This window comes from Bradyrhizobium brasilense (genome assembly GCF_029714345.1).
In the GTDB taxonomy this organism is placed as follows: Bacteria; Pseudomonadota; Alphaproteobacteria; order Rhizobiales; family Xanthobacteraceae; genus Bradyrhizobium; species Bradyrhizobium australafricanum.
Genome location: NZ_CP121669.1, coordinates 6,168,216 through 6,187,497, shown reverse-complemented (window position 1 = coordinate 6,187,497; position 19,282 = coordinate 6,168,216). Strand labels below are relative to the sequence as shown.

Below are 19,282 nucleotides of genomic sequence, written 5' to 3'. Positions count from 1 at the left end.
GGTCTTGATCTGGATCAATACTAATTGCTCAATCGCGCCCGTTGCCGTTTCGCGATGTCGTTGCCCGCGCGCCGACGAGGCGATCGATTGAGCTGGCCATGTCCGCATTTGGCCCAAGGCCGGCATGCAGCGACGTCGGTTTCGACGTCAGCGTCTGAGACCGACGCGGACGTGACGAATCTATGAGTACGGGCCCTAATTACGCACGCGACGGCGCGTCCGCGAGCGAGCTCAGCGCGATGCCGCCGACGATCAAGGCCGCGGCAATCGCCAGCGAGAGATCGATCGGCTCGCCGAGCAAGAGTGCCGCGGTCACGATGCCGACGATCGGCGTTGCCGTGGTGCCGAGCGAGGTGGTCAGTGCCGGCAGGCTCTTGTTGACCATGGACATTGCCCAATAGGCCAGCGCCGTGCCGATGAAGCCGGAATAGAGGAACAGCAGCAGGAGGTGCGGCGACCATGTCACCTCGGGCACGCCTTCGGTGACCAGCGCCGACGTCGTCAGCACCAGCGTCGCGACCAGCACCTGCCACAGCAGGAGCTGCAGCGGCGTCGCGATCCAGCGGTGCGAGCGGATATAGATGATGTTGGCGGCCCAACAGATCGCGGCGATGATGATCATGCCGGCGCCGGCGAGGACATGCAGATTGCTCCAGTCCAGCGATGCCGGGTTGAGGATTACGCAGAGCCCGGCGAGTCCGAGCGCGACGCCGACAAGCTTGAGTATCCCGAGCCGTTCGGTGCGCGCGGCGGCCGCGGCAAGGGCGACCCAGAGCGGCGTGGTGTAGCCGAGCACGACGCCCTTGCTGGCCGGCAGATAGCGCAGGCCGGCGGCGACCAGCGTCGAGAAGAACGTCATGTGCAGCAGCGCCACGCTGAGCACGACCGGGACATCGGCGATCCGCGGAATGATCAAATTGCCACTGGCGCGCAGGATGACCAGCAGGGCGATCAGGGCGACCCAGCTGCGGATCGAGGCGGTCCACAGCGGCGGCACCGCCTCGACCAGCGATTTCGTGACCGACCAGTTGATGCCCCAGGCCAGCACCACGACGATGAACAGGGCGGCGGCCCTGGCGGGGGAGAGTGACTGGTTCACGTCAGAATCCTTGCAGGCGATACCGCTTGTGAATAGGATCATGCTGGCTCTCTCGAAAGAGCCAGATTTGGTAGAAGAGTGGAGCCAGATTGATCATCGCCGAATTGCTCGCGCTGAAGCGATCGGACGATGCCGGGCTGGCGGCGCAGTTGACCCAGCAACTGCGCGCGCTGATGGCGAGCGGCCGGATCAGGAGCGGCGCCATGCTGCCGTCGAGCCGCAGCCTTGCGGCCGAGCTCGACGTGGCGCGCAACACCGTAACGCATGCCTATGAGCAACTCGTCGCCGAAGGGTATCTGCGGGTCGCGGCGCGGCGACGGCCGGTTGTGACCGACGACATCGAAGCGCGCTTCGCCAAGGCTCTGCCTGCGCCACGCCGTGATGCCGCCCGCAAACCGTTGCTGTCGCCCTGGGCCTTGCAGCTCTCCGATACAGATTGGCCGCTGTCCTACCAGGCCGATTTCCGGCCGCTGCGTCCCGGGCTTGCGGATGCACGGGAGTTTCCGCACGAGATCTGGGCGCGCTGCCTGCGTCGCAGCGCATTGCGCCGCCGCTTCAATGACCAGACCGTGGTCAACCGGTCGAGCCTGCGCGAAGCCTTGCGCGATTATCTCGAAGTCAGCCGCGGCGTGCGCGCCGAGGTCGATCAGATCCTGATCCTGCCGACGGCGCAGGCGGCGCTAACGCTGATCGCCGCGACCACCATCGTCGCCGGCGATGCGGTGTGGAGCGAGGATCCCGGCTATCCCGGTGCGGCGGCGGCGTTTCGTGCCGCCGGTGCCGACGTCGTCGGTGTCAGGCTCGATCAATGGGGCATGATGCGGATGCGCGCGACGCGCGCGCCGAAGCTCATCTTCGCGACCCCGTCACATCAGCACCCTACAGGGCGCGTGATGCCGGTCGCACGCCGCACCGAGCTGTTGGCTTCCGCCGAGCCCGGCAAGACCTGGATCGTCGAGGACGATTACGACGGCGAGTTTCACTATGACAGCCGGCCGATGCCGGCGCTGCAGGGGCTCGATCGCGAGGGACGCGTGCTCTATCTCGGCACCTTCGCCAAGGCGATGACGGCCGATATCCGCATCGGCTATCTGGTGGTGCCGCCATCACTGGCGCGGACGATGGAGATCGCGCAGCGCCATCTCGGGCTGATCGCCTCCGTGCATGTCCAGGAGGCGCTGGCCGGTTTCATGGCCGACGGGCATTTCCCGGCGCATGTCAGGCGGATGCGGCGCATCTACCGATCACGCCGGGACCATCTCGCGACAGCGCTGACGCGGCATCTCGATGCGATGCTCGCGGCCGAGATCCCGCCGGGCGGCATGCAGCTGATTGCCCGTTTCAAGGACGGCCGTGCGGACCGGGATGCCGTGACGCGCCTGGTCGCCGCCGGCGTCGAGGTGCGCGCACTGTCGAGCCTTGCGCTGGAGCGGCCGCGCGACCATGGCCTGTTGCTCGGCTTCGCCGCCTGGCGCGAGAACGAGATCGGCGCCGCGGTGCGGATCATGGCGAACTGCCTGACCGGCAAGCGCGCGGATAGAGGGGCGTTCGCATGATTTCGGAATAATGGAAGAATATCCCTGAGTTGCCCGACGTGTCAAGTTGCATTGTCGAACCCCGGCGGCCGCCGGCGCCTTTGCATGGGGTTGTTTTCGATATTTTTCAGCACGCCCCTTCGACGGCCCCCGTGCGGGAGAGGGACGCCGCCCGGATGCTGCTACGGCACGGCCCGTCTCGCTGTGTCGCAGGCTTACTCCGCGGCCTTGGTGACGATCCGTACCTCCGACGTCAGCGTCTTGTGCACCGGGCACTTGTCGGCGATCTCCATCAGCCGCTTGCGCTGGTCGGCGTCGAGGTCGCCCTCGATCCTGATGACGCGGTCGATCTGGTCGAGCATGCCCTCGCGCGTCTCGCACTCCTCGCAATCCTTCGCATAGATCTTGCTGTGCGTCAGCGTCACCGTGACGCGATCGAGCGGCAGCGACTTGCGGTCGGCATACATGCGCATCGTCATCGAGGTGCAGGCGCCTAACCCGGCCAGCACGAAGTCGTACGGCCCGGGGCCGGAATCCTGGCCGCCGACCGCGACCGGCTCGTCGGCCAGCATGCGATGCGGGCCTGCCGTGACGATCTGCTGAAACTTGCCGGCGCGAGTCTCCTGCACCACGACGTTGCGCGGCGCACTGCCGGTATCTGCCGCCGGCTGCGGCGCGATATCGATGTAGCGTTCGGCCCAGGCGCCGATCACGTCGGCGACATAGGCGGCATCCTGCTTGCCGCTCAGGAGATGATCGGCGCCGGCCAGCGAGACGAAGCTCTTGGGGTGCCTGGCGGCGCTGAAGATATGCGTGGCGTTGTCGATGCCGACGGTGTCGTCGGTCGGCGAATGCATGATCAGCAGCGCCTTGTGCAGCTGCTTCACCTGCGCCATCAAGTTCTGCTCGGCGACGTCGTCGAGGAATTCGCGCTTGATGCGGAACGGGCGGCCCGCGAGCGAGACTTCGCCTTCGCCCTGCGTGCGAATGTCCTCGATCCGGTCCCTGAAGAAATGCGTGACATGGACGGGATCGGAGGGTGCGGCGATGGTCGCGACCGCCTTGGCCTCGGGGATTTGACCCGCGGCGGCGAGGATCGCGGCGCCGCCGAGGCTGTGGCCGATCAGGATCGCGGGTGCCTTGCGCGTCTCGCGCAAATGGTCGGCGGCGCGGACCAGATCGGCGACGTTCGACGAGAAGGTCGAGTTGGCGAACTCGCCCTCGCTGGAGCCGAGGCCGGTGAAGTCGAACCGCAGCGTGGCGATGCCCTTGGCCGCGAGTGCGACCGCGATGCGCTTTGCGGCCAGCACGTCCTTGCCGCAGGTGAAGCAGTGCGCGAACAGCGCATAGGCCTTGATCGGCCCGTCGGGGGTATCAAGTGCGGCAGCAAGCTGATGGCCGCCAACACCGGTGAATTGAAGGCGTTCGTGCGGCACGGGCAGGCTCCATCATTCTGTTGGTGTGTCAGTCGCCAGAATAGCGCTGTTCGGCCCAGGGATCACCGCGATTGTGATAACCGCGGACCTCCCAGAAGCCGGGCGCGTCCTCGGTGAGGAATTCGATGCGCTGCAGCCACTTCGCGCTCTTCCAGAAATAGAGGTGCGGCACCACGAGCCGCACCGGGCCGCCATGCTCCTGCTCCAGCGGCTTGCCCGACCAGCTATGGGCGAGCAGCGCGTCCTCGGCGGCGAAGTCCTCGATCGGCAGGTTTGTCGTATAGCCGTCATACGAATGCAGTGCCACGAAGCGCGCATCCTCGCGCGGCTGGCAGGCGGCGAGCAGGTCGCTTGTGGCGAGCCCTTCCCACTGGTTGTCGTAGCGCGACCAGGTCGTGACGCAGTGAATGTCGGAGACGAATTGCGTTTGCGGCTGCGCCATGAACTGCTGCCAGGTCCAGTAGATGGTCTGCTCGACCGCACCGTAGACGTCGAGCCGCCAGCGCTTTTGGGAGATGTTCGGCATCAGCCCAAGATCGAGCACCGGCCAGTCCGCCGTCAGATGCTGGCCCGGCGGCAGGCGCTGCTCCTCCGGGCGGGTGACCTTGCCGGTGAGGAATTTGCCTTCGCGCGCCCAACGCTGCTTGCTGCGCGTCAGCTTGCTCTCGGGCGGTTCCTGATCGTCGGTCATCGCGTCAGGCCATCATTCGTGGCGATGCATCGCGGAGTCGCGCTTGGTATCGCGCATCGTCGAATAGATCAGCAGCGACAGGAAGATCATGCCGCTGAGATAGTAGTAGAACCAGTCCTCATGCCCGATGCTCTTGAAGTAGAGCGCGACCGCCGGCGCGGTGCCGCCGAAGATCGACACCGTGATGGCGTAGGGCAGGCCGACGCCGAGCGCGCGGACATTGGTCGGAAACAGTTCGGCCTTCACGATCGCGTTGATCGAGGTGTAGCCGGCGACAAAGATCCAGGCGCCGCAGATCAGAAGGAAGGCCATGAAAGGCGACTTGGTGTCCTTCAGCGCGGTCAGGATCGGGACCGTGCCCAGCGTGCCGGCGATGCCGAAGAAGATCAGCAGCGGCTTGCGGCCGATCTTGTCGGAGAGCCCGCCATAGATCGGTTGCAGGATGGTCGCGAAGATCAGCGAGCCGAAGATCACGAACGTGGTCTGGTCCTCGGTGAGGCCGACCGACAGCTTCACGAAGGTCTGCATGTAGGTGGTGAAGGTATAGAACGCCGCGGTGCCGCCGGCGGTGAGGCCGACCACTAGCAGCAATTCGCGCGGATAGTTCAACAGGCCGACGATCGAGCCGGTCGGCTTGGAAACCTTCTTGGCCTCCTCGAAGGCCTCGGTCTCATGCAGGCTGCGCCGCATCACCGCGGCGACGATCGCGAGCATGGCGCCGATCACGAACGGAATCCGCCAGCCCCAGGCCTTCAGCTCGTCCGGCGTCAAAAACACCTTTTGCAGCAACAGCAGCACGATGATCGCGGTGAGCTGGCCGCCGATCAGCGTGACGTACTGGAAGCTGGAGTAGAAGCCGCGGTGCTTGGGATCGGCGACCTCGCTGAGATAGGTGGCGCTGGCGCCATATTCGCCGCCGAGGCTCAGGCCCTCGATCACGCGGGCCAGCGCCAGGATCGCCGGGGCCGCGATGCCGATCGAGGCATAGGTCGGCGTCACCGCGATGATCAGCGAGCCGAAGCACATGCAGACCACCGAGAGCGTCAATGACAGCCGCCGGCCATAGCGATCGGCGATGAAGCCGAACAGCCAGCCGCCGAGCGGACGCATCAGGAAGGTCGCGGCAAACAGCACGGCGGCATTGAGCTGCTGCACCACCGGGTCGCTGTGCGGGAAGAATGCCGGCGCGAAATACAGCGCAAACGCCGTGTAGGCGTAAAAATCGTACCACTCGACGAGATTGCCGACCGAGCCGATGAAGATCGCCTTCACCCGCCGCTCGACGTCGTGGATGTCGAGATGATCGCTCGCGGGCTGAGCGGTTTGTTCGGACATTGCATTGCTCCCGGACTCGTCGGTTCGATTCCGGGGCAAGCTACCTCATTGGGTGACGCGATGTAACCGCTGTCCGGTTCCTCAGGCGTTGTTGCCGAACAGAACGGGCAGTTGACGCGGGCCGCGCACCGTGCCTTCCGACCAGGTGACCTTGCCGGCCGGATCGAGCCGGAAATCAGGGATCCGCTTCAGCCATTCCTCGATCGCGACCTGCATCTCCATCCGCGCGAGGTTGGAACCGACGCAGCGGTGGATGCCGAGGCCGAAGGCGGCATGGCGGTTCTCCTTGCGGTCGATCACCACCTTGTTCGCATCGGGGAACATGGCGGGATCGCGGTTGGCGGCGGGGAAGGACAGCAGCACCATGTTGCCCGCTTTCACCGGGCAGCCGGAGATCGTGGTCTCCTTCATCACCTCGCGCGCCATCGTCACCGGCGAATAGGCGCGCAGGAATTCCTCGATCGCGGTCGGGATCAGCGCCGGCTCCGCGATCAGGCGCTCGCGATCGGCCGGCGTCTTGGCGAGGTGCCAGAGCGAGGAGCCGATCGCGCTCCAGGTGGTGTCGATGCCGGCGATCAGCAGCAGCCGCAGCGAGCCGAGCACATGCTCGTCGGTGAGCGGCTGGCCGCCGGGGCCCTTGGCCCGCAGCAGCTGCGAGATCAGATCGTCGCCCGGCTCAAGCTTGCGCTGCTCGAGATGGGCCACGAAGTAGCCGGTCATCTCGCGCACGCCGTTCATCAGCTCGTCTTCGTTCTTGATGCCGAGCTCGAGGATCTGGTGGATCCATTTGATGAAGAGGTCGCCGTCCTTCTCGGGAATTCCCAGCATATGGGCGATGGCGCGCACCGGGATGTGCTTGGTGTAGCGCGCGGCGGCGTCGCAATGGCCATCGGCGATGAAGTCGTCGATCAGCTCGTTGCAGATCGCGCGCACCCGCGGCTCCAGCCGCTTCATCGCGTCCGGCGTGAACGGCGGCAGCAGCACCTGCTTGGCGGGCTTGTGCTCCGGCGGATCGGAGGTGATCGGTGGCGCGCGGGCCGTGATCTCGGGGCGGATGTCGCGCACGATGACGCGGCGCGAGGAGAAGTGCTCGGTGTCGTAGGCGATCTCCTTCACCGCCTGATAGGTGGTCGGCATGTAGCAGCCGAGGAAGCGCTCGGTATGCACGACGGGCGAAGCCGCGCGCAGCGTCTCCCAGATCGGGAACGGATCGTCGGTCCAGACCGGATCGGTATGGTCGAAATCATGCACCCAGTCGGAGACCGGGGGATGTTCGGGCAGATAGCTTGCGGACGGGGAATCGGACATCAGCTCGTTTCCTTCTCGTTCGATCAAACGCTGGTCGGCTCAACAGGCGGCGCGCAGCCATCCCTTGGCCGGAGCTACTCCTCGGTGACTTCGATCGCGATTTCCGGGCAATTGGTCTGCGCGAGCCAGGCCTTGTCCTCGAGCCCGGCCGGGACGGTCCCGTCGCCGACCTCATGGGCGTTGCCGTATTCGTCGAGCTCGAACAGTTCGGGAGCGAGTGATTTGCAGCGGGCGTGACCCTGGCACTTGTCCTGGTCGACGCGGATTCTGAGCTTGGACATGCAAGCACCTCCCTCGGCTCTGGCGCATTGTGGGTTGCGCCGGGTTCCTCATTCCGGTTTATGCAAGCCTTGTTTAGGCAAGTTCTTGTTTAGGCAAACTCTTGGCTTGCTTGGGCGGCCGGCCTCTTAACCGGATCACCAAGTTATAGTATATTACATTATCGTCGCGCTTGCGCGTCAAGCGAAAATTCAGCGATCATTGCCGCAATGGGACAAATCGTTCGTAAGCCGTTCAAAACCTACCACCATGGCGACCTCCGCGAAGCCCTGATCCAGGCCGCGTTACGCGAGGTCGAACTCGGTGGTCCCGAGGCGATCAGCATCAAGGCGCTGGCCAAGCAGCTCGGCGTCTCGCAGCCGGCGCCGTACCGGCATTTCGCCGACCGCGAGGCGCTGCTGGAGGCGGTGACCGCGGAAGCATTCCGGCAGTTCAACGTGATCATGCGCGAGGCGATCGAGCAGTCGAGCAAGGGCTCGAAGCTGTCGCGCTTTGCCCAGGCCGCGCTCGCCTTCGGGCTCGAGCGCCACGGCATCTACCGGCTGATGTTCGCGTCGCGCACCATGGCCTGCGCGCCGAAGGGCAGCGAGCTGCACACCGCGGCGATGGAAACGCTGGCACTGCTGATCGAGTCGTTCGAGGCGCCCGCGGTCGGGCTGCTGCGCGAGCGGCAGGCGCTGAAGATCTGGGCCGGGCTGCACGGCATCGTGATGCTCGCCGAGCAGGGACTGCTGACCGGCGAGTCCGCGCAGATCAGCCGCGAGGAGTTGCTGGACGAAATCGTCGAGCAGACCAAGGCGGCACTCACCGTGGCGCTGCAGGCGACCGAAGATAAGGCGTAGGCTTCGCGTCTTAGGACCGCATCAACTGATTCATCACCTCATCCTGAGGAGCTTGCGGAGCAAGCGTCTCGAAGGATGAGGCCACAGACCGGGCCTCATGGTTCGAGACGGCGCTGCGCGCCTCCTCACCATGAGGAAAAAGCCTTACTTCGGCGGCCGCGGATCGATCGGCGTGGTGCCGCGCACGCCCAGAATGTCCTCCAGCACTTTCGCGCCGGCCAGCAGCTGCGCCTCGGCACGCGGCTTTGCGACCATTTGCAGGCCGACCGGCAGGCCCGACGCGGTGAAGCCGCACGGCAGCGACAGCGCCGGGCAGCAGGCCAGCGTGATCGCGTAGACGATGCCGAGCCATTCGACGTAGTTGTCGAACTTCTTGCCGTCGCACTCGGCGACATAGCGGTTCTCGACCGGAAACGGCGCCACGATGGTCGCGGGCGCCAGCAGCAGGTCGTACTTGTCGAAGAATTCGAGCGCACGCGCCGTCATCGCGACGCGCTGCGCCTCGGCGCGTTCGAGCTTCTCGACCGTGAGCTTCAACCCTTCCTCGATGTTCCAGATCACCTCGGGCTTCAGCAGATCGCGTTTGGTGCGCAGCAGTTCGGCCTTGCTGATTGCGAAATCGAACGCGCGCAGCACGTGGAAGCATTCATGGGCTTCGCTGAAATCGGGATGCGCTTCCTCGACGATCGCACCGGCTGCCGCGAACCGCTCCGCCGCCTTGCGCGTCACGGCCCTGACCTCGGGATCGACCGGCGTGATACCGAGATCGGGCGAGTAGGCGATGCGCTTCGGCTTCTGGTTCGAACGCGCGGCCGACAGGAACGACGTCGGCAGCGTGGGCAGCGACAGCGGATCGGCGGCATGCTCGCCGCTCATCGCGTCGAGCAGCAGCGCGAGGTCCTCGACATTGCGCGCCATCGGTCCCTGCTGGCCGAGCGTGCGGTCGACGCCGAATTTCGGCGTCTGCGCGACGCGGCCGATCGACGGCCGGAGGCCGACGATGCCGCAGAAGCTCGCCGGGTTGCGCAGGCTGCCGCCCATGTCGGAGCCGTGCGCGAGCCACGCGGTGCCGCTCGCCAGTGCCGCCGCGGCGCCGCCGGAGGAGCCGGCGGCCGAGCGCGATGTGTCCCAGGGATTGCGGGTCGGACCGAACACCTCGTTGAAGGTGTTGGCGCCGGCGCCGAATTCCGGCGTGTTCGACTTGGCGTAGATCACGCCGCCATTCTGTTCGAGGCGCTCGACCAGGATGTCCGACTTCGCCGGGACGTTGTCCTTGAAGATCGGCGAGCCCAGCGTGGTCAGCACGCCGGAGACGGCGGTGAGGTCCTTGATCGGAACCGGAAGGCCTGCGAGCAGGCCGCGCTCACTGACCGGTTTCTGCATCAGGGCCTTGGCGTGGGTGCGGGCGCGGTCGAAGCAGAGCGTCGGCAGCGCGTTGACCTTGCCGTCCACCTCGGCGATGCGCGTCTCCAGCACGTCGAGCAAATCGAGCGGCGTGACGTCACCGGCCTTCAGCTTCTCGACGACGGCACACGCCGTTTCCTTCACCAAGCCCTGATCAGCCATGCGCCGTTGCTCCTATGCCTTCTGTTTGCTTGTGCTGTAGAACATTTCCTGCCGTCGTGGCAATGCGACGTGAACCGAAGGGGCAGGGATGGCAGCGTTGTTTTCCGCGCTGGACTGGCGCGCGATGAGCCAGCAGGAGCGCGATTTCGGTCTGAACAACGGCGTTGCCGTCAAGGGCAGCGCCGAGATCGCTGCGGGCTGGGAGCAGCGCTCGGCGGCGCTGCGGCAAAAGCACGCCGGCCATCTCGACCTCAGATACGGCCCGCGCGAGCGCAACCGGATCGACTTCCTGAAAGTCCGCGACGACGCGCCGACGCTGCTGTTCATCCACGGCGGCTATTGGCAGACCCGTGCCAAGGAAGTGTTCACGATCTTCGCCGAGGGGCCGATGGCTCATGGCATCAATGTCGCGCTGATCGGCTATACGCTGGCGCCGGATGCGACGCTCGATGACATCGTCGCCGAGATCCATGCCGGCATCGACTTTCTGGCCGGGCAGTTGCCCGCGCTCGGGGCCGCTGCAGAGGGCATCGTGGTGTCGGGCTGGTCGGCCGGCGGACATCTGACATCGATGGCGCTGTCGAACGGCCATGTCCGGGCCGGCATGGCGATCTCGGGCATCTACGACCTCGAGCCGATCAGGCACTCTTACCTCAACGAAAAGCTGAGGCTCGACGAAGCCGCATCGCGGCGCAACTCGCCGATGATGGCGGAAGGCGGCACGGCAAAGCCGCTGTCGCTGGTGGTCGGCAGCGCCGAATTGCCGCTGCTGCGCAAGCAGACCGCCGATTTCGCCGGCCATCGCGCCCGTTACGGCTTGCCGGTGACCTATGAGGAGATCGCCGGCGCCGATCATTTCTCCATCATGAACCAGATGCTGGCGCCGCAGGGCCGCATCACGACGCTGATCCGGCAGCTGTTCGAGCGGACGGCGTCATCCTGAGGTGCGAGCCTTTTCGGCGAGCCTCGAAGGATGGCGCAGCCCGTGGCCCATCCTTCGAGACGCCGCGCAAGGCGCGGCTCCTCAGGATGACGGCGGTACAAGCGGACGGGGCGATTTCTAACCCCACCCCGACGTCAGCCCGCCATCCACCGTGTAGATCACGCCCGACGTATAGCCCGCGCGGTCGGAGGCGAGGAACGCCATCAGGTCGCCGATCTCGCGCGCATGTGCGGGCCGGCCGAGCGGCAGGCCCTTCTGGAATTCCTTGTAGCGGTTCTCGTCGCCGAACTGGTTCTTGGCGCGGGTCTTGAGCAGCGTGACGTGGCGGTCGGTCCCGACGGGGCCCGGATTGATGCCGACGACGCGGATATTGTCGGCGAGGCTCTTGCCGCCGAGCGCGCGGGTGAACGACATCAGCGCGGCATTGCCGGCGCTGCCGCAGATGTAATTGGCGTCGAACTTCTCACCGGCCGCGCCGATGTCGTTGACGATCACGCCGCCGCCGCGCGCCTTCATCTGGGCATAGATCGCGCGCGTCAGGTTGACATAGCCGAACACCTTGAGTTCCCAGGCGTGCCGCCAGGTCGCCTCGTCGATCTTGTCGATCGAGCCGCCGGGGATATCGCCGGCATTGTTGACGAGGATATCGATGTCGGCGGCCTCCTTGGCCAACCGAGCGAGATCCTCAGGCTTGCGTAAATCGACCACGCTAATCGCGGCATCGATCTGGTGCGCGGAGCGCAGCCGCTCGGCGAGCGCCTTGAGCTGGTCGCCGTTGCGGGCGGCGAGCAGGAGGTTGGCGCCTTCCTCGGCAAAGGCTTCGGCGGCGGCCGCGCCAATGCCCTTGGAGGCGCCGGTGATCAGGACACGCTTGCCGCGCAGATGCAGATCCATGGGATGTCTCGCTTGGTATGAGGAGTGGATGTCGGCGAATTTGGTGGGGCAGGGTCGCGCCGCGGTCAACACTGCACTGCAGCGTTGCGCTCGTGCGAAGTTTGGTCCATTGCAGGGCCATCAGAATAGGCGGCATTGCCGGCCGGGCAAATCACAAGGGTGTTCTCGATGAGCAGCGCAAAGAAGCAGTATCGGATTGCGGTCATTCCCGGCGACGGCATCGGCAAGGAAGTGATGCCGGAGGGCCTGCGCGTCATCGAGGCGGCGGCGAAGAAGCACGGCGTCGACGTGAAGTTCGACCATTTCGACTTCGCCTCCTACGACTATTACGAGAAGCACGGCGAGATGATGCCGGCCGACTGGAAGAACCAGATCGGCAAGCATGACGCGATCTATTTCGGCGCGGTCGGCTGGCCGGCGAAAATACCCGACCATATCTCGTTGTGGGGATCGCTCATAAAATTCCGCCGCGAGTTCGACCAGTACGTCAATTTGCGCCCGGTGCGGCTGATGCCCGGCGTGCCGTCGCCGCTGGCAAACCGCAAGCCCGGCGACATCGATTTCTGGGTGGTGCGCGAGAACACCGAGGGCGAGTACTCTTCCGTCGGCGGCCGCATGTTCCCGGACACCGAGCGCGAATTCGTCACCCAGCAGACCGTGATGACTCGCACCGGCGTCGACCGTATCCTGAAATTCGCGTTCGATCTGGCGCAGTCGCGGCCGAAGAAGCATCTGACCTCGGCGACCAAGTCGAACGGCATCTCCATCACCATGCCCTACTGGGACGAGCGCGTGGAGGCGATGGCCAAGAAATATCCCGGCGTGAAGTGGGACAAGTACCACATCGATATCCTGACCGCGAACTTCGTGCTGCATCCGGACTGGTTCGACGTCGTGGTCGGCTCCAATTTGTTCGGGGACATCCTCTCCGATCTCGGCCCGGCCTGCACCGGCACGATCGGCATCGCGCCGTCGGGCAACATCAATCCGGAAGGCGACTTCCCCTCGGTGTTCGAGCCGGTGCACGGCTCGGCGCCCGACATTGCCGGGCAGGGCATTGCCAACCCGATCGGAATGATCTGGTCGGGCGCGATGATGCTGGAGCATCTCGGCGAGAAGCAGGCAGCTAGCGCCATCGTCGGCGCGATCGAGCGCACGCTCGGCGAACGCACGCTGCGGACGCGCGATCTCGGCGGCAATGCCGACACCACGGCGTGCGGCAAGGCCGTCGCGGAGATGGTGGATTAGGCTGCGCAGTCAATCACGGGGTCGTCCTGGCGAAAGCCAGGACCCATTACCCCGAGTGCTTGTCGTGTTGCTGGGTCTGACCACCGCCCTGCGCGATGACGCAGGCCGGTGGTAATGGGTCCTGGATCGCGCTCGCTACGCTCGCTTGTCCAGGACGACGTCGTTATTGATTGTTTCGCAATCTGCGTAGGGCGGGTTAGCCACCCTACGGCCACTGTCGTCCCTGCGAAAGCAGGACCCATAACCACAGGGTCTTGTTGTTGGTGCTCGCTGTGGCCCCAGCCTTCGTGACAATGTGGCGCGGTGGTTATGGGTCCCGGCTCGCGCGGAGCCTGTCATCGGGCGGCGCTTAGCGCCGACCCGTTGGCTTGGCCGGACGACGGTGAAATCACCCCTTCACGATCCTGCGGCAGTGCTCCCACGCCGCGTGGATCAGATTCTCGCTCGCCTCGGGCGTGCGGAAGGCGGAGTGCGCCGACAGCGTCACGTTCGGGATCTTCGTCAGCGGGTGATCCTTCGGCAGCGGCTCGATGTTGTAGACGTCGAGGCCGGCGTGGCGGATGTGGCCCGAATTGAGCGCATCGATCATCGCCTGCTCGTCGACGATCGCGCCGCGCGCGGTGTTGATCAGCACCACGCCCTTTTTCATCTTCGCGATCTTGTCGCGCGTGATCAGGCCGCGGGTCTCGTCGTTCAGCAGCAGATGGATCGAGACCACGTCGCTGCTCGCCAGCACGGTGTCGAGATCGACGAATTCGACGCCCGGATGGCTCTTGGCCGACCGGTTCCAGGCAATCACCTTCATGCCGCTGCCGAGTGCGATGCGGGCGACCTCGGCAGCGATGCCGCCGAAGCCGACCAAGCCGAGTGTCTTGCCGGTGAGCTGCATGCCGTCCTCTCGCAGCCAGTTGCCGGCGCGCATCTCGCGGTCCATCTGCGCGATCACGCGCGCCGACGACCACATCAGCGCGATCGCTGACTCCGCGACCGCGGTGTCGCCATAGCCCTTGATCAGGTGCACGGAGATGCCGAGCTCGGCGAGCTCTTCCGGGTTCATGTAGCTGCGCGCGCCGGTGCCGAGGAACACGACGTGCTTCAGGCCGGCGCACTTCTTCGCAACATCGGTCGGCAGCGCGGTGTGGTCGACCACCGCAATCTCGGCGCCGTCGAGCACCGCCGGATAGTCCTCGGACTTGATGTCCGGGTCGCGGTTGATCCGCATCCTGGGATCGCCGGGCTTTTCCAACCGCTCCGTGATGACAGCGAGCGATTCATTGGCGTCGACAAACACTGCGCGCACGAAAGCCTCCATCGATGAGGAGAAAGGAAGATCAGGATGCGACGCCGGCGAGCGCCAGCACCGTATGCATCAGGACGTTGGCGCCGGCGGCGCAATCGGTCTGCGTCGCGTCTTCCAGCTCGTTATGGCTGATGCCGTCCTTGCAAGGCACGAACACCATTGCTGCCGGCATCACCGTGTTGAGGTTGCAGGCGTCGTGGCCGGCGCCGGAGGTGATGCGGCGGTGCGAATAGCCGAGCTGCTTCGCGGCATTCTCGACCGCGTCGACTAGCTTCGGATCGAAATGCGTCGGCGCCTTGCGCCAGACGAGATCAAGCTGCACCTCGACCTTGCGCTTTGCTGCGATCTCGCTCACAGCGGCACGCAGGTCGCGGTCCAGCGCATCCATGATCGCGGCGTCGGCGCTGCGGCAATCCACCGTGAAGGCGATCTCGCCGGGGATGACGTTGCGCGAGGGCGCGGCGATCACGGCCTCGCCGATGGTGCCGACCGCCTTCGGGCCGTGCTGCTTCGCAATGCTTTCCATCGCCAGCACGATCTCGGACAGCGTCGCCAGCGCATCGCGGCGCAGCGGCATCGGGGTCGAGCCGGCATGGCTCTCGAAGCCGGTGATTTTGCCGTCGTACCACAACACGCCCTGGCCGGAATCGACCACGCCGATGGTCTTGTTCTCGGCCTCCAGGATCGGGCCCTGCTCGATATGCAGCTCGACGAAGCTGGTGAACTTCTGGCGGCCGACCGGGGCGTCGCCGCGATAACCAATCGTGTCCAGAGCCTGCGCCACCGTGACGCCCTCGGCGTCCTTGCGCGACAGGATGTCGTCGGTGGTGAAGTCGCCGACATAGGCGGCCGAGGCCATCATCGCCGGCGCAAAGCGCGAGCCTTCCTCATTGGTCCAGTTGCAGATGCAGATCGGCAGCTCGGTCTCGATCCCGGCATCGTTCAGCGTGCGCACCATTTCGAGCGCCGCCAGCGTGCCGAGCACGCCGTCATATTTGCCGCCGGTCGGCTGGGTGTCGAGATGCGAGCCGACGCCGATCGGCGGCTTCGACATATCCCGTCCTTTCCTCAAGCCGAACATCGAGCCGAGCGCGTCGACCTGCACCTCGAGGCCGGCGTCCGCGCATGCCTTGCGGAACCAGTCGCGCACCTGCTTGTCTTCGGCGCTTAAGGTCAGCCGCCGCACACCGCCCTTGGGCGTTGCACCGAACTGCGCGGTTTCGTGGATGGTGCCCCAGAGGCGGGCGGAATCGATCTGCAGGTTGGTGGCGGCTCGGCTCATGCTGACATTCCATTTGTATTCGGTCATTCCGGGATGGTCCGAAGGACCAGACCCGGAATCTCGAGATTCCGGGTTCGATGCTCGCGCATCGCCCCGGAATGACAGTTCATCTCCGGCAATCGTTCAATGACGCGCCACTCTCGCGCCGTCAACCGCCACGCTCGTCTGCGCGATCTGCCTGGCGAGATTGGCGACGCGCTCGATGGCGACCGCATCGGGCGAGGCGAGCCAGCTCGCGGTGAAGGTGAGGGGCGGCAGCTTGAGGTCGGTGTCGAGCAGCAGCAAGCGCCCGTCGGCAAGCTCGTTCTCGACGATGGCCGCCGGGATCACCGCGATGCCAAGCCCTTCATTGGCCATGTGGATCACGGTCGCGAGCGAGGTCGAGGCGTGCAGCCGGATCGGCGGCAGATCGGGGGCATTGAACAGCGCGCGTACAGTCTCGTAGGGCTGGGTCTTGCGCGGAAAGGTGATGATCGGAAATCGCGCCAGGTCCTGCCGCGCCACCGGGCCGTCGCCGAGGCCGAGCGCCGGGCTCGCCAGGAAACCGATCGGGTAATCGCACAGCACATGGTTGTGCGCGCCGGACGCCGAGACTGGTCCGAGCACGAAGGCGAGCTCGATCTCCTGCGCCAGCAGCCGCTGCGTCAGATTGGGCGTGATGTCGACCTCGATCTCGAGCGACAGGTTCGGGTAGACCTCGTTGACGCTTTTGACGAGGCGCGGCAGCCAGGTGTGCACGATGGTCTCCGCGACACCGAGCCGCAGCGCGCCGCGCATCGCCGAACGGTCGCCGACCTCGGCCATCATCTCCGAACGCAGGCCGATCAGCTTCTCGGCATAGATCATCATCAGCCGTCCACTCGGGGTCGGCGAGGCCACCCGGTGGTCGCGGTTGAGCAGCTTGACGCCCATTTCGCGCTCGAGCTGGGCAATGCGCTGGGAGATCGCCGGCTGGGTGGTGTTGAGCCGCTGGGCGGCGCCGCGGAAGCTGCCGAGCTTGACGACCCAGAGAAATGTCTCGATCGAGCGGAAGTCCGTCATTGGAAGCATTTTCCCGATCGATAAATCTGCTTTATCGATTTTGATTAGAAAGGACGATTAGACATTATATCACGCTTGGTGTTGGTTTGTCCTTGTCGAGATTATGGGCAGGAGAATCCCATGACTGTTTTTGCGGCAGTGCAGCGATCTCAGGGGGAGCCAGTGCCGGCGAGCGTCGAAGCGCGCCGCGCCTGCCGTGACGGCGTGGCCTCGGCCACCACAGCCGGTCTCGCCAACGGTTTCGTCCAGGGCAACCTCGCGATCCTGCCGGAAAAACTCGCCGGCGCCTTCCACCGCTTCTGCCAGCTCAATCCGAAGCCGTGCCCGATCATCGGCATGTCCGACGTCGGCGATCCCCGCATTCCCTCGCTTGGCCTCGACCTCGACATCCGCACCGACGTGCCGCGCTATCGGGTCTGGCGCGACGGCGAGGTGGCGGACGAGCCGACCGACATCACCAAATACTGGCGCGACGATCTCGTCACCTTCGTGCTCGGCTGCTCCTACTCGTTCGAGGAGGCGCTGCTGGATGAAGGCCTGCCGATCCGTCACATTGAACGCAATCTGCGTGTGCCAATGTACCGCACCAATATCGCCTGCAGTCCGTCGGGGCCGTTCGCGGGACCCATGGTGGTGTCGATGCGCCCGTTCAAGCCGGCGGATGCGATCCGCGCGGTGCAGATCACCTCGCGCTTCCCGTCCGTGCATGGCGCGCCGGTCCATCTCGGCCATCCGCATGCGATCGGCATCAAGGATATCGCCAAGCCCGATTACGGCGATGCGGTACCGGTCGCCGATGACGAGATCCCGGTGTTCTGGGCCTGTGGCGTGACGCCGCAATCGGTGATCGCAAGTGCGAAGCTGCCGTTCGCGATCACGCATTCGCCGGGCCTGATGCTGGTGACCGATCTCAGGAACAAGCAGCTCGCTGTGCTCTGAATAGGCAATTCGTGCAATTCATTGAGGCTTTACTGCGCGCTACAAGCGTCACATCGATGATATCAAGCTGACCAAGGGGAAATTTCGATGACGATCTCTCGCCGTAACGTGTTGCTGGGTGCCACTGCTGCCGCGGCGCTCGGTCCGATGGCCGCGCGCGCACAGACCAGTGAAGTGGCAATCGGCGTGATCTATCCGCTGTCGGGCGCCAGCGCCCAGATCGGCGTCGACGCGCAGCGCGCGTTCGAGACCGCGGCAGACATCATCAACAAGAACTATGACTTCGCATTGCCGCTCGCCAAGGGCGAGGGCCTGTCCGGCCTCGGCGGCGCCAAGGTCAAGCTCGTGTTCGCCGACCACCAGGCCGATCCGCAGAAGGGCCGCGCCGAAGCCGAGCGCCTGATCACGCAGGAGAAGGTCTGCGCCGTGATCGGCACCTATCAGAGCGCGGTCGCCGTCACCGTCAGCCAGATCTGCGAGCGCTACGGCGTTCCGTTCCTCTCGGCCGACAATTCCTCGCCGAGCCTGCATCGCCGTGGCCTGAAATACTATTTCCGCGCCTCGCCGCATGACGAGATGTTCTCGACCGCGATGTTCGACTTCTTCGATGCGATGAAGAAGAAGGGCCAGAAGATCGAAACGCTGGCGCTGTTCCACGAGGACACCATCTTCGGCACCGATTCGGCGAATGCGCAGACCAAGCTCGCCGGCGAGCGCGGCTACAAGATCGTGGCCGACATCAAGTACCGCGCCAACTCGCCGTCGCTGACCGCCGAGGTGCAGCAGCTCAAGGCGGCGAATGCCGACGTGCTGATGCCGTCGAGCTACACCACCGACGCGATCCTCCTGGTCAAGACCATGGCCGAGCTCGGCTACAAGCCGAAGAACATCATGGCGCAGGACGCCGGCTTCTCCGAGAAGGCGACCTATGACGCGGTCGGCGACAAGCTCGAGGGCGTGATCTCGCGCGGCAGCTTCTCGCTCGACCTGGCGCAGAAGCGTCCGATGGTTGGTCTGATCAACGAGATGTACCGCGCCAAGTCCGGCAAGGACTTCAACGACTATTCGTCGCGCCAGTTCATGGGCCTGATCGTGATGGCGGACGCCATCAACCGCGCCAAGTCGACCGACGGCGAGAAGATCCGCGAGGCGCTGGTCGCCACCGACATGCCGGGCGATCAGACCATCATGCCGTGGCGGCGCGTCAAGTTCGACGAGATGGGGCAGAACAACTTCGCCGATCCGGTGCTGTTGCAGTACTCCGCGAAGAACTTCGTGACGATCTTCCCGGAACAGGCCGCCGTCTCCGAGGCGATCTGGCCGATGAACAGCTGATCGGTCTCTCAGTTTCACTACGTCGTCCCGGGCAAGCGAAGCGCGACCCGGGACCCATTACCACAGGCAGGCGTTTTGCGATGATTGGTTGTTATCTCTCCTCCCGATGCATTTGTGGTTATGGGTCCTGGCCTTCGCCAGGACGACGCTTGAGACACATGTTGACCGGGGCGCAGCGGTGACAGCCGAGACCATTATCCAGAGTTTGG

Annotated in this window: 17 protein-coding genes; 6 read left to right on the top strand and 11 right to left on the bottom strand. The window is 65.1% G+C overall.

Annotated features, from left to right (window positions below; genetic code table 11):
• Positions 1-199: 199 nt before the first annotated feature.
• Positions 200-1,141 (bottom strand): DMT family transporter, encoded by a 942-nt coding sequence (locus QA635_RS28995; RefSeq protein WP_283062934.1) that lies wholly within the window; start codon positions 1,139-1,141, stop codon positions 200-202.
• A gap of 47 nt (positions 1,142-1,188) precedes the next feature.
• Here QA635_RS28995 and pdxR point away from each other — a divergent pair, with 47 nt between their 5' ends.
• Entirely contained in the window at positions 1,189-2,655 is a 1,467-nt protein-coding gene (gene pdxR / locus QA635_RS28990) for a MocR-like pyridoxine biosynthesis transcription factor PdxR (protein ID WP_283062932.1), read from the top strand.
• A gap of 194 nt (positions 2,656-2,849) precedes the next feature.
• Here the strand turns inward: pdxR and QA635_RS28985 are convergent, their stop codons facing one another.
• The 5 genes from QA635_RS28985 to QA635_RS28965 all read right to left on the bottom strand — a co-directional run bounded on the left by QA635_RS28985 (position 2,850) and on the right by QA635_RS28965 (position 7,685).
• Positions 2,850-4,070 carry a bifunctional alpha/beta hydrolase/OsmC family protein gene (locus QA635_RS28985; RefSeq protein ID WP_283062930.1) on the bottom strand — a complete coding sequence of 407 codons (1,221 nt, stop codon included), beginning with the start codon at positions 4,068-4,070 and terminating at the stop codon, positions 2,850-2,852.
• A 28-nt stretch (positions 4,071-4,098) separates the two neighbouring features.
• The gene (locus QA635_RS28980; RefSeq protein WP_283062928.1) at positions 4,099-4,761 is read right to left on the bottom strand and encodes a sulfite oxidase-like oxidoreductase; all 663 of its coding nucleotides are present in this window, start codon (positions 4,759-4,761) and stop codon (positions 4,099-4,101) included.
• A 12-nt stretch (positions 4,762-4,773) separates the two neighbouring features.
• Complete coding sequence (locus tag QA635_RS28975) at positions 4,774-6,096, bottom strand: MFS transporter (protein WP_225160725.1); 1,323 nt, start codon at positions 6,094-6,096, stop codon at positions 4,774-4,776.
• An 81-nt stretch (positions 6,097-6,177) separates the two neighbouring features.
• Positions 6,178-7,404, bottom strand: coding sequence for a cytochrome P450 (locus tag QA635_RS28970; RefSeq protein ID WP_283062924.1), 1,227 nt, complete (start codon positions 7,402-7,404; stop codon positions 6,178-6,180).
• A 74-nt stretch (positions 7,405-7,478) separates the two neighbouring features.
• The gene (locus QA635_RS28965) at positions 7,479-7,685 is read right to left on the bottom strand and encodes a ferredoxin (protein WP_016842874.1); all 207 of its coding nucleotides are present in this window, start codon (positions 7,683-7,685) and stop codon (positions 7,479-7,481) included.
• A gap of 207 nt (positions 7,686-7,892) precedes the next feature.
• Between QA635_RS28965 and QA635_RS28960 the strand changes: the two genes are divergently transcribed.
• A complete protein-coding gene (locus QA635_RS28960) occupies positions 7,893-8,525 on the top strand; it encodes a TetR/AcrR family transcriptional regulator (RefSeq protein ID WP_076827173.1) in 633 nt (210 codons plus the stop codon).
• A 144-nt stretch (positions 8,526-8,669) separates the two neighbouring features.
• Here QA635_RS28960 and QA635_RS28955 read toward each other — a convergent pair whose 3' ends face one another.
• On the bottom strand, positions 8,670-10,091 hold the full coding sequence (locus tag QA635_RS28955; protein ID WP_283062916.1) for an amidase: 1,422 nt from the start codon (positions 10,089-10,091) through the stop codon (positions 8,670-8,672).
• Between the two features lie 88 nt (positions 10,092-10,179).
• On the opposite strand from QA635_RS28955, the gene QA635_RS28950 reads away from it, so the two are divergent.
• Positions 10,180-11,034, top strand: coding sequence for an alpha/beta hydrolase (locus tag QA635_RS28950; RefSeq protein WP_283062914.1), 855 nt, complete (start codon positions 10,180-10,182; stop codon positions 11,032-11,034).
• A gap of 117 nt (positions 11,035-11,151) precedes the next feature.
• Here the strand turns inward: QA635_RS28950 and QA635_RS28945 are convergent, their stop codons facing one another.
• Complete coding sequence (locus tag QA635_RS28945) at positions 11,152-11,928, bottom strand: SDR family oxidoreductase (RefSeq protein WP_283062912.1); 777 nt, start codon at positions 11,926-11,928, stop codon at positions 11,152-11,154.
• 168 nt (positions 11,929-12,096) lie between these two features.
• On the opposite strand from QA635_RS28945, the gene QA635_RS28940 reads away from it, so the two are divergent.
• Entirely contained in the window at positions 12,097-13,176 is a 1,080-nt protein-coding gene (locus QA635_RS28940; RefSeq protein ID WP_283062910.1) for a tartrate dehydrogenase, read from the top strand.
• Positions 13,177-13,564: 388 nt separating this feature from the next.
• Here the strand turns inward: QA635_RS28940 and QA635_RS28935 are convergent, their stop codons facing one another.
• The 3 genes from QA635_RS28935 to QA635_RS28925 all read right to left on the bottom strand — a co-directional run bounded on the left by QA635_RS28935 (position 13,565) and on the right by QA635_RS28925 (position 16,799).
• On the bottom strand, positions 13,565-14,476 hold the full coding sequence (locus QA635_RS28935) for an NAD(P)-dependent oxidoreductase (protein WP_283062909.1): 912 nt from the start codon (positions 14,474-14,476) through the stop codon (positions 13,565-13,567).
• 31 nt (positions 14,477-14,507) lie between these two features.
• Positions 14,508-15,758 carry a Zn-dependent hydrolase gene (locus QA635_RS28930; RefSeq protein ID WP_283062907.1) on the bottom strand — a complete coding sequence of 417 codons (1,251 nt, stop codon included), beginning with the start codon at positions 15,756-15,758 and terminating at the stop codon, positions 14,508-14,510.
• 123 nt (positions 15,759-15,881) lie between these two features.
• Positions 15,882-16,799, bottom strand: a complete 918-nt coding sequence (locus QA635_RS28925) for a LysR family transcriptional regulator (protein ID WP_057017643.1) — start codon at positions 16,797-16,799, stop codon at positions 15,882-15,884.
• A 120-nt stretch (positions 16,800-16,919) separates the two neighbouring features.
• Here QA635_RS28925 and QA635_RS28920 point away from each other — a divergent pair, with 120 nt between their 5' ends.
• Together QA635_RS28920 and QA635_RS28915 are read left to right on the top strand one after the other, a co-directional pair.
• Entirely contained in the window at positions 16,920-17,738 is an 819-nt protein-coding gene (locus QA635_RS28920; RefSeq protein ID WP_283062904.1) for a putative hydro-lyase, read from the top strand.
• Positions 17,739-17,825: 87 nt separating this feature from the next.
• Complete coding sequence (locus QA635_RS28915; protein ID WP_141339423.1) at positions 17,826-19,073, top strand: ABC transporter substrate-binding protein; 1,248 nt, start codon at positions 17,826-17,828, stop codon at positions 19,071-19,073.
• The last annotated feature ends 209 nt before the right edge of the window (positions 19,074-19,282 follow it).

Bases quoted from the DNA above. Each gene is read 5' to 3' on its own strand.
- QA635_RS28955 (WP_283062916.1), bottom strand. From the start codon at position 10,091: ATGGCTGATCAGGGCTTGGTGAAGGAAACGGCGTGTGCCGTCGTCGAG.
- QA635_RS28915 (WP_141339423.1), top strand. From the start codon at position 17,826: ATGACGATCTCTCGCCGTAACGTGTTGCTGGGTGCCACTGCTGCCGCG.
- QA635_RS28965 (WP_016842874.1), bottom strand. From the start codon at position 7,685: ATGTCCAAGCTCAGAATCCGCGTCGACCAGGACAAGTGCCAGGGTCAC.
- QA635_RS28995 (WP_283062934.1), bottom strand. From the start codon at position 1,141: ATGATCCTATTCACAAGCGGTATCGCCTGCAAGGATTCTGACGTGAAC.
- QA635_RS28960 (WP_076827173.1), top strand. From the start codon at position 7,893: ATGGGACAAATCGTTCGTAAGCCGTTCAAAACCTACCACCATGGCGAC.
- QA635_RS28945 (WP_283062912.1), bottom strand. From the start codon at position 11,928: ATGGATCTGCATCTGCGCGGCAAGCGTGTCCTGATCACCGGCGCCTCC.
- QA635_RS28930 (WP_283062907.1), bottom strand. From the start codon at position 15,758: ATGAGCCGAGCCGCCACCAACCTGCAGATCGATTCCGCCCGCCTCTGG.
- QA635_RS28920 (WP_283062904.1), top strand. From the start codon at position 16,920: ATGACTGTTTTTGCGGCAGTGCAGCGATCTCAGGGGGAGCCAGTGCCG.
- QA635_RS28970 (WP_283062924.1), bottom strand. From the start codon at position 7,404: ATGTCCGATTCCCCGTCCGCAAGCTATCTGCCCGAACATCCCCCGGTC.
- QA635_RS28925 (WP_057017643.1), bottom strand. From the start codon at position 16,799: ATGACGGACTTCCGCTCGATCGAGACATTTCTCTGGGTCGTCAAGCTC.
- QA635_RS28940 (WP_283062910.1), top strand. From the start codon at position 12,097: ATGAGCAGCGCAAAGAAGCAGTATCGGATTGCGGTCATTCCCGGCGAC.
- QA635_RS28980 (WP_283062928.1), bottom strand. From the start codon at position 4,761: ATGACCGACGATCAGGAACCGCCCGAGAGCAAGCTGACGCGCAGCAAG.
- QA635_RS28975 (WP_225160725.1), bottom strand. From the start codon at position 6,096: ATGTCCGAACAAACCGCTCAGCCCGCGAGCGATCATCTCGACATCCAC.
- QA635_RS28950 (WP_283062914.1), top strand. From the start codon at position 10,180: ATGGCAGCGTTGTTTTCCGCGCTGGACTGGCGCGCGATGAGCCAGCAG.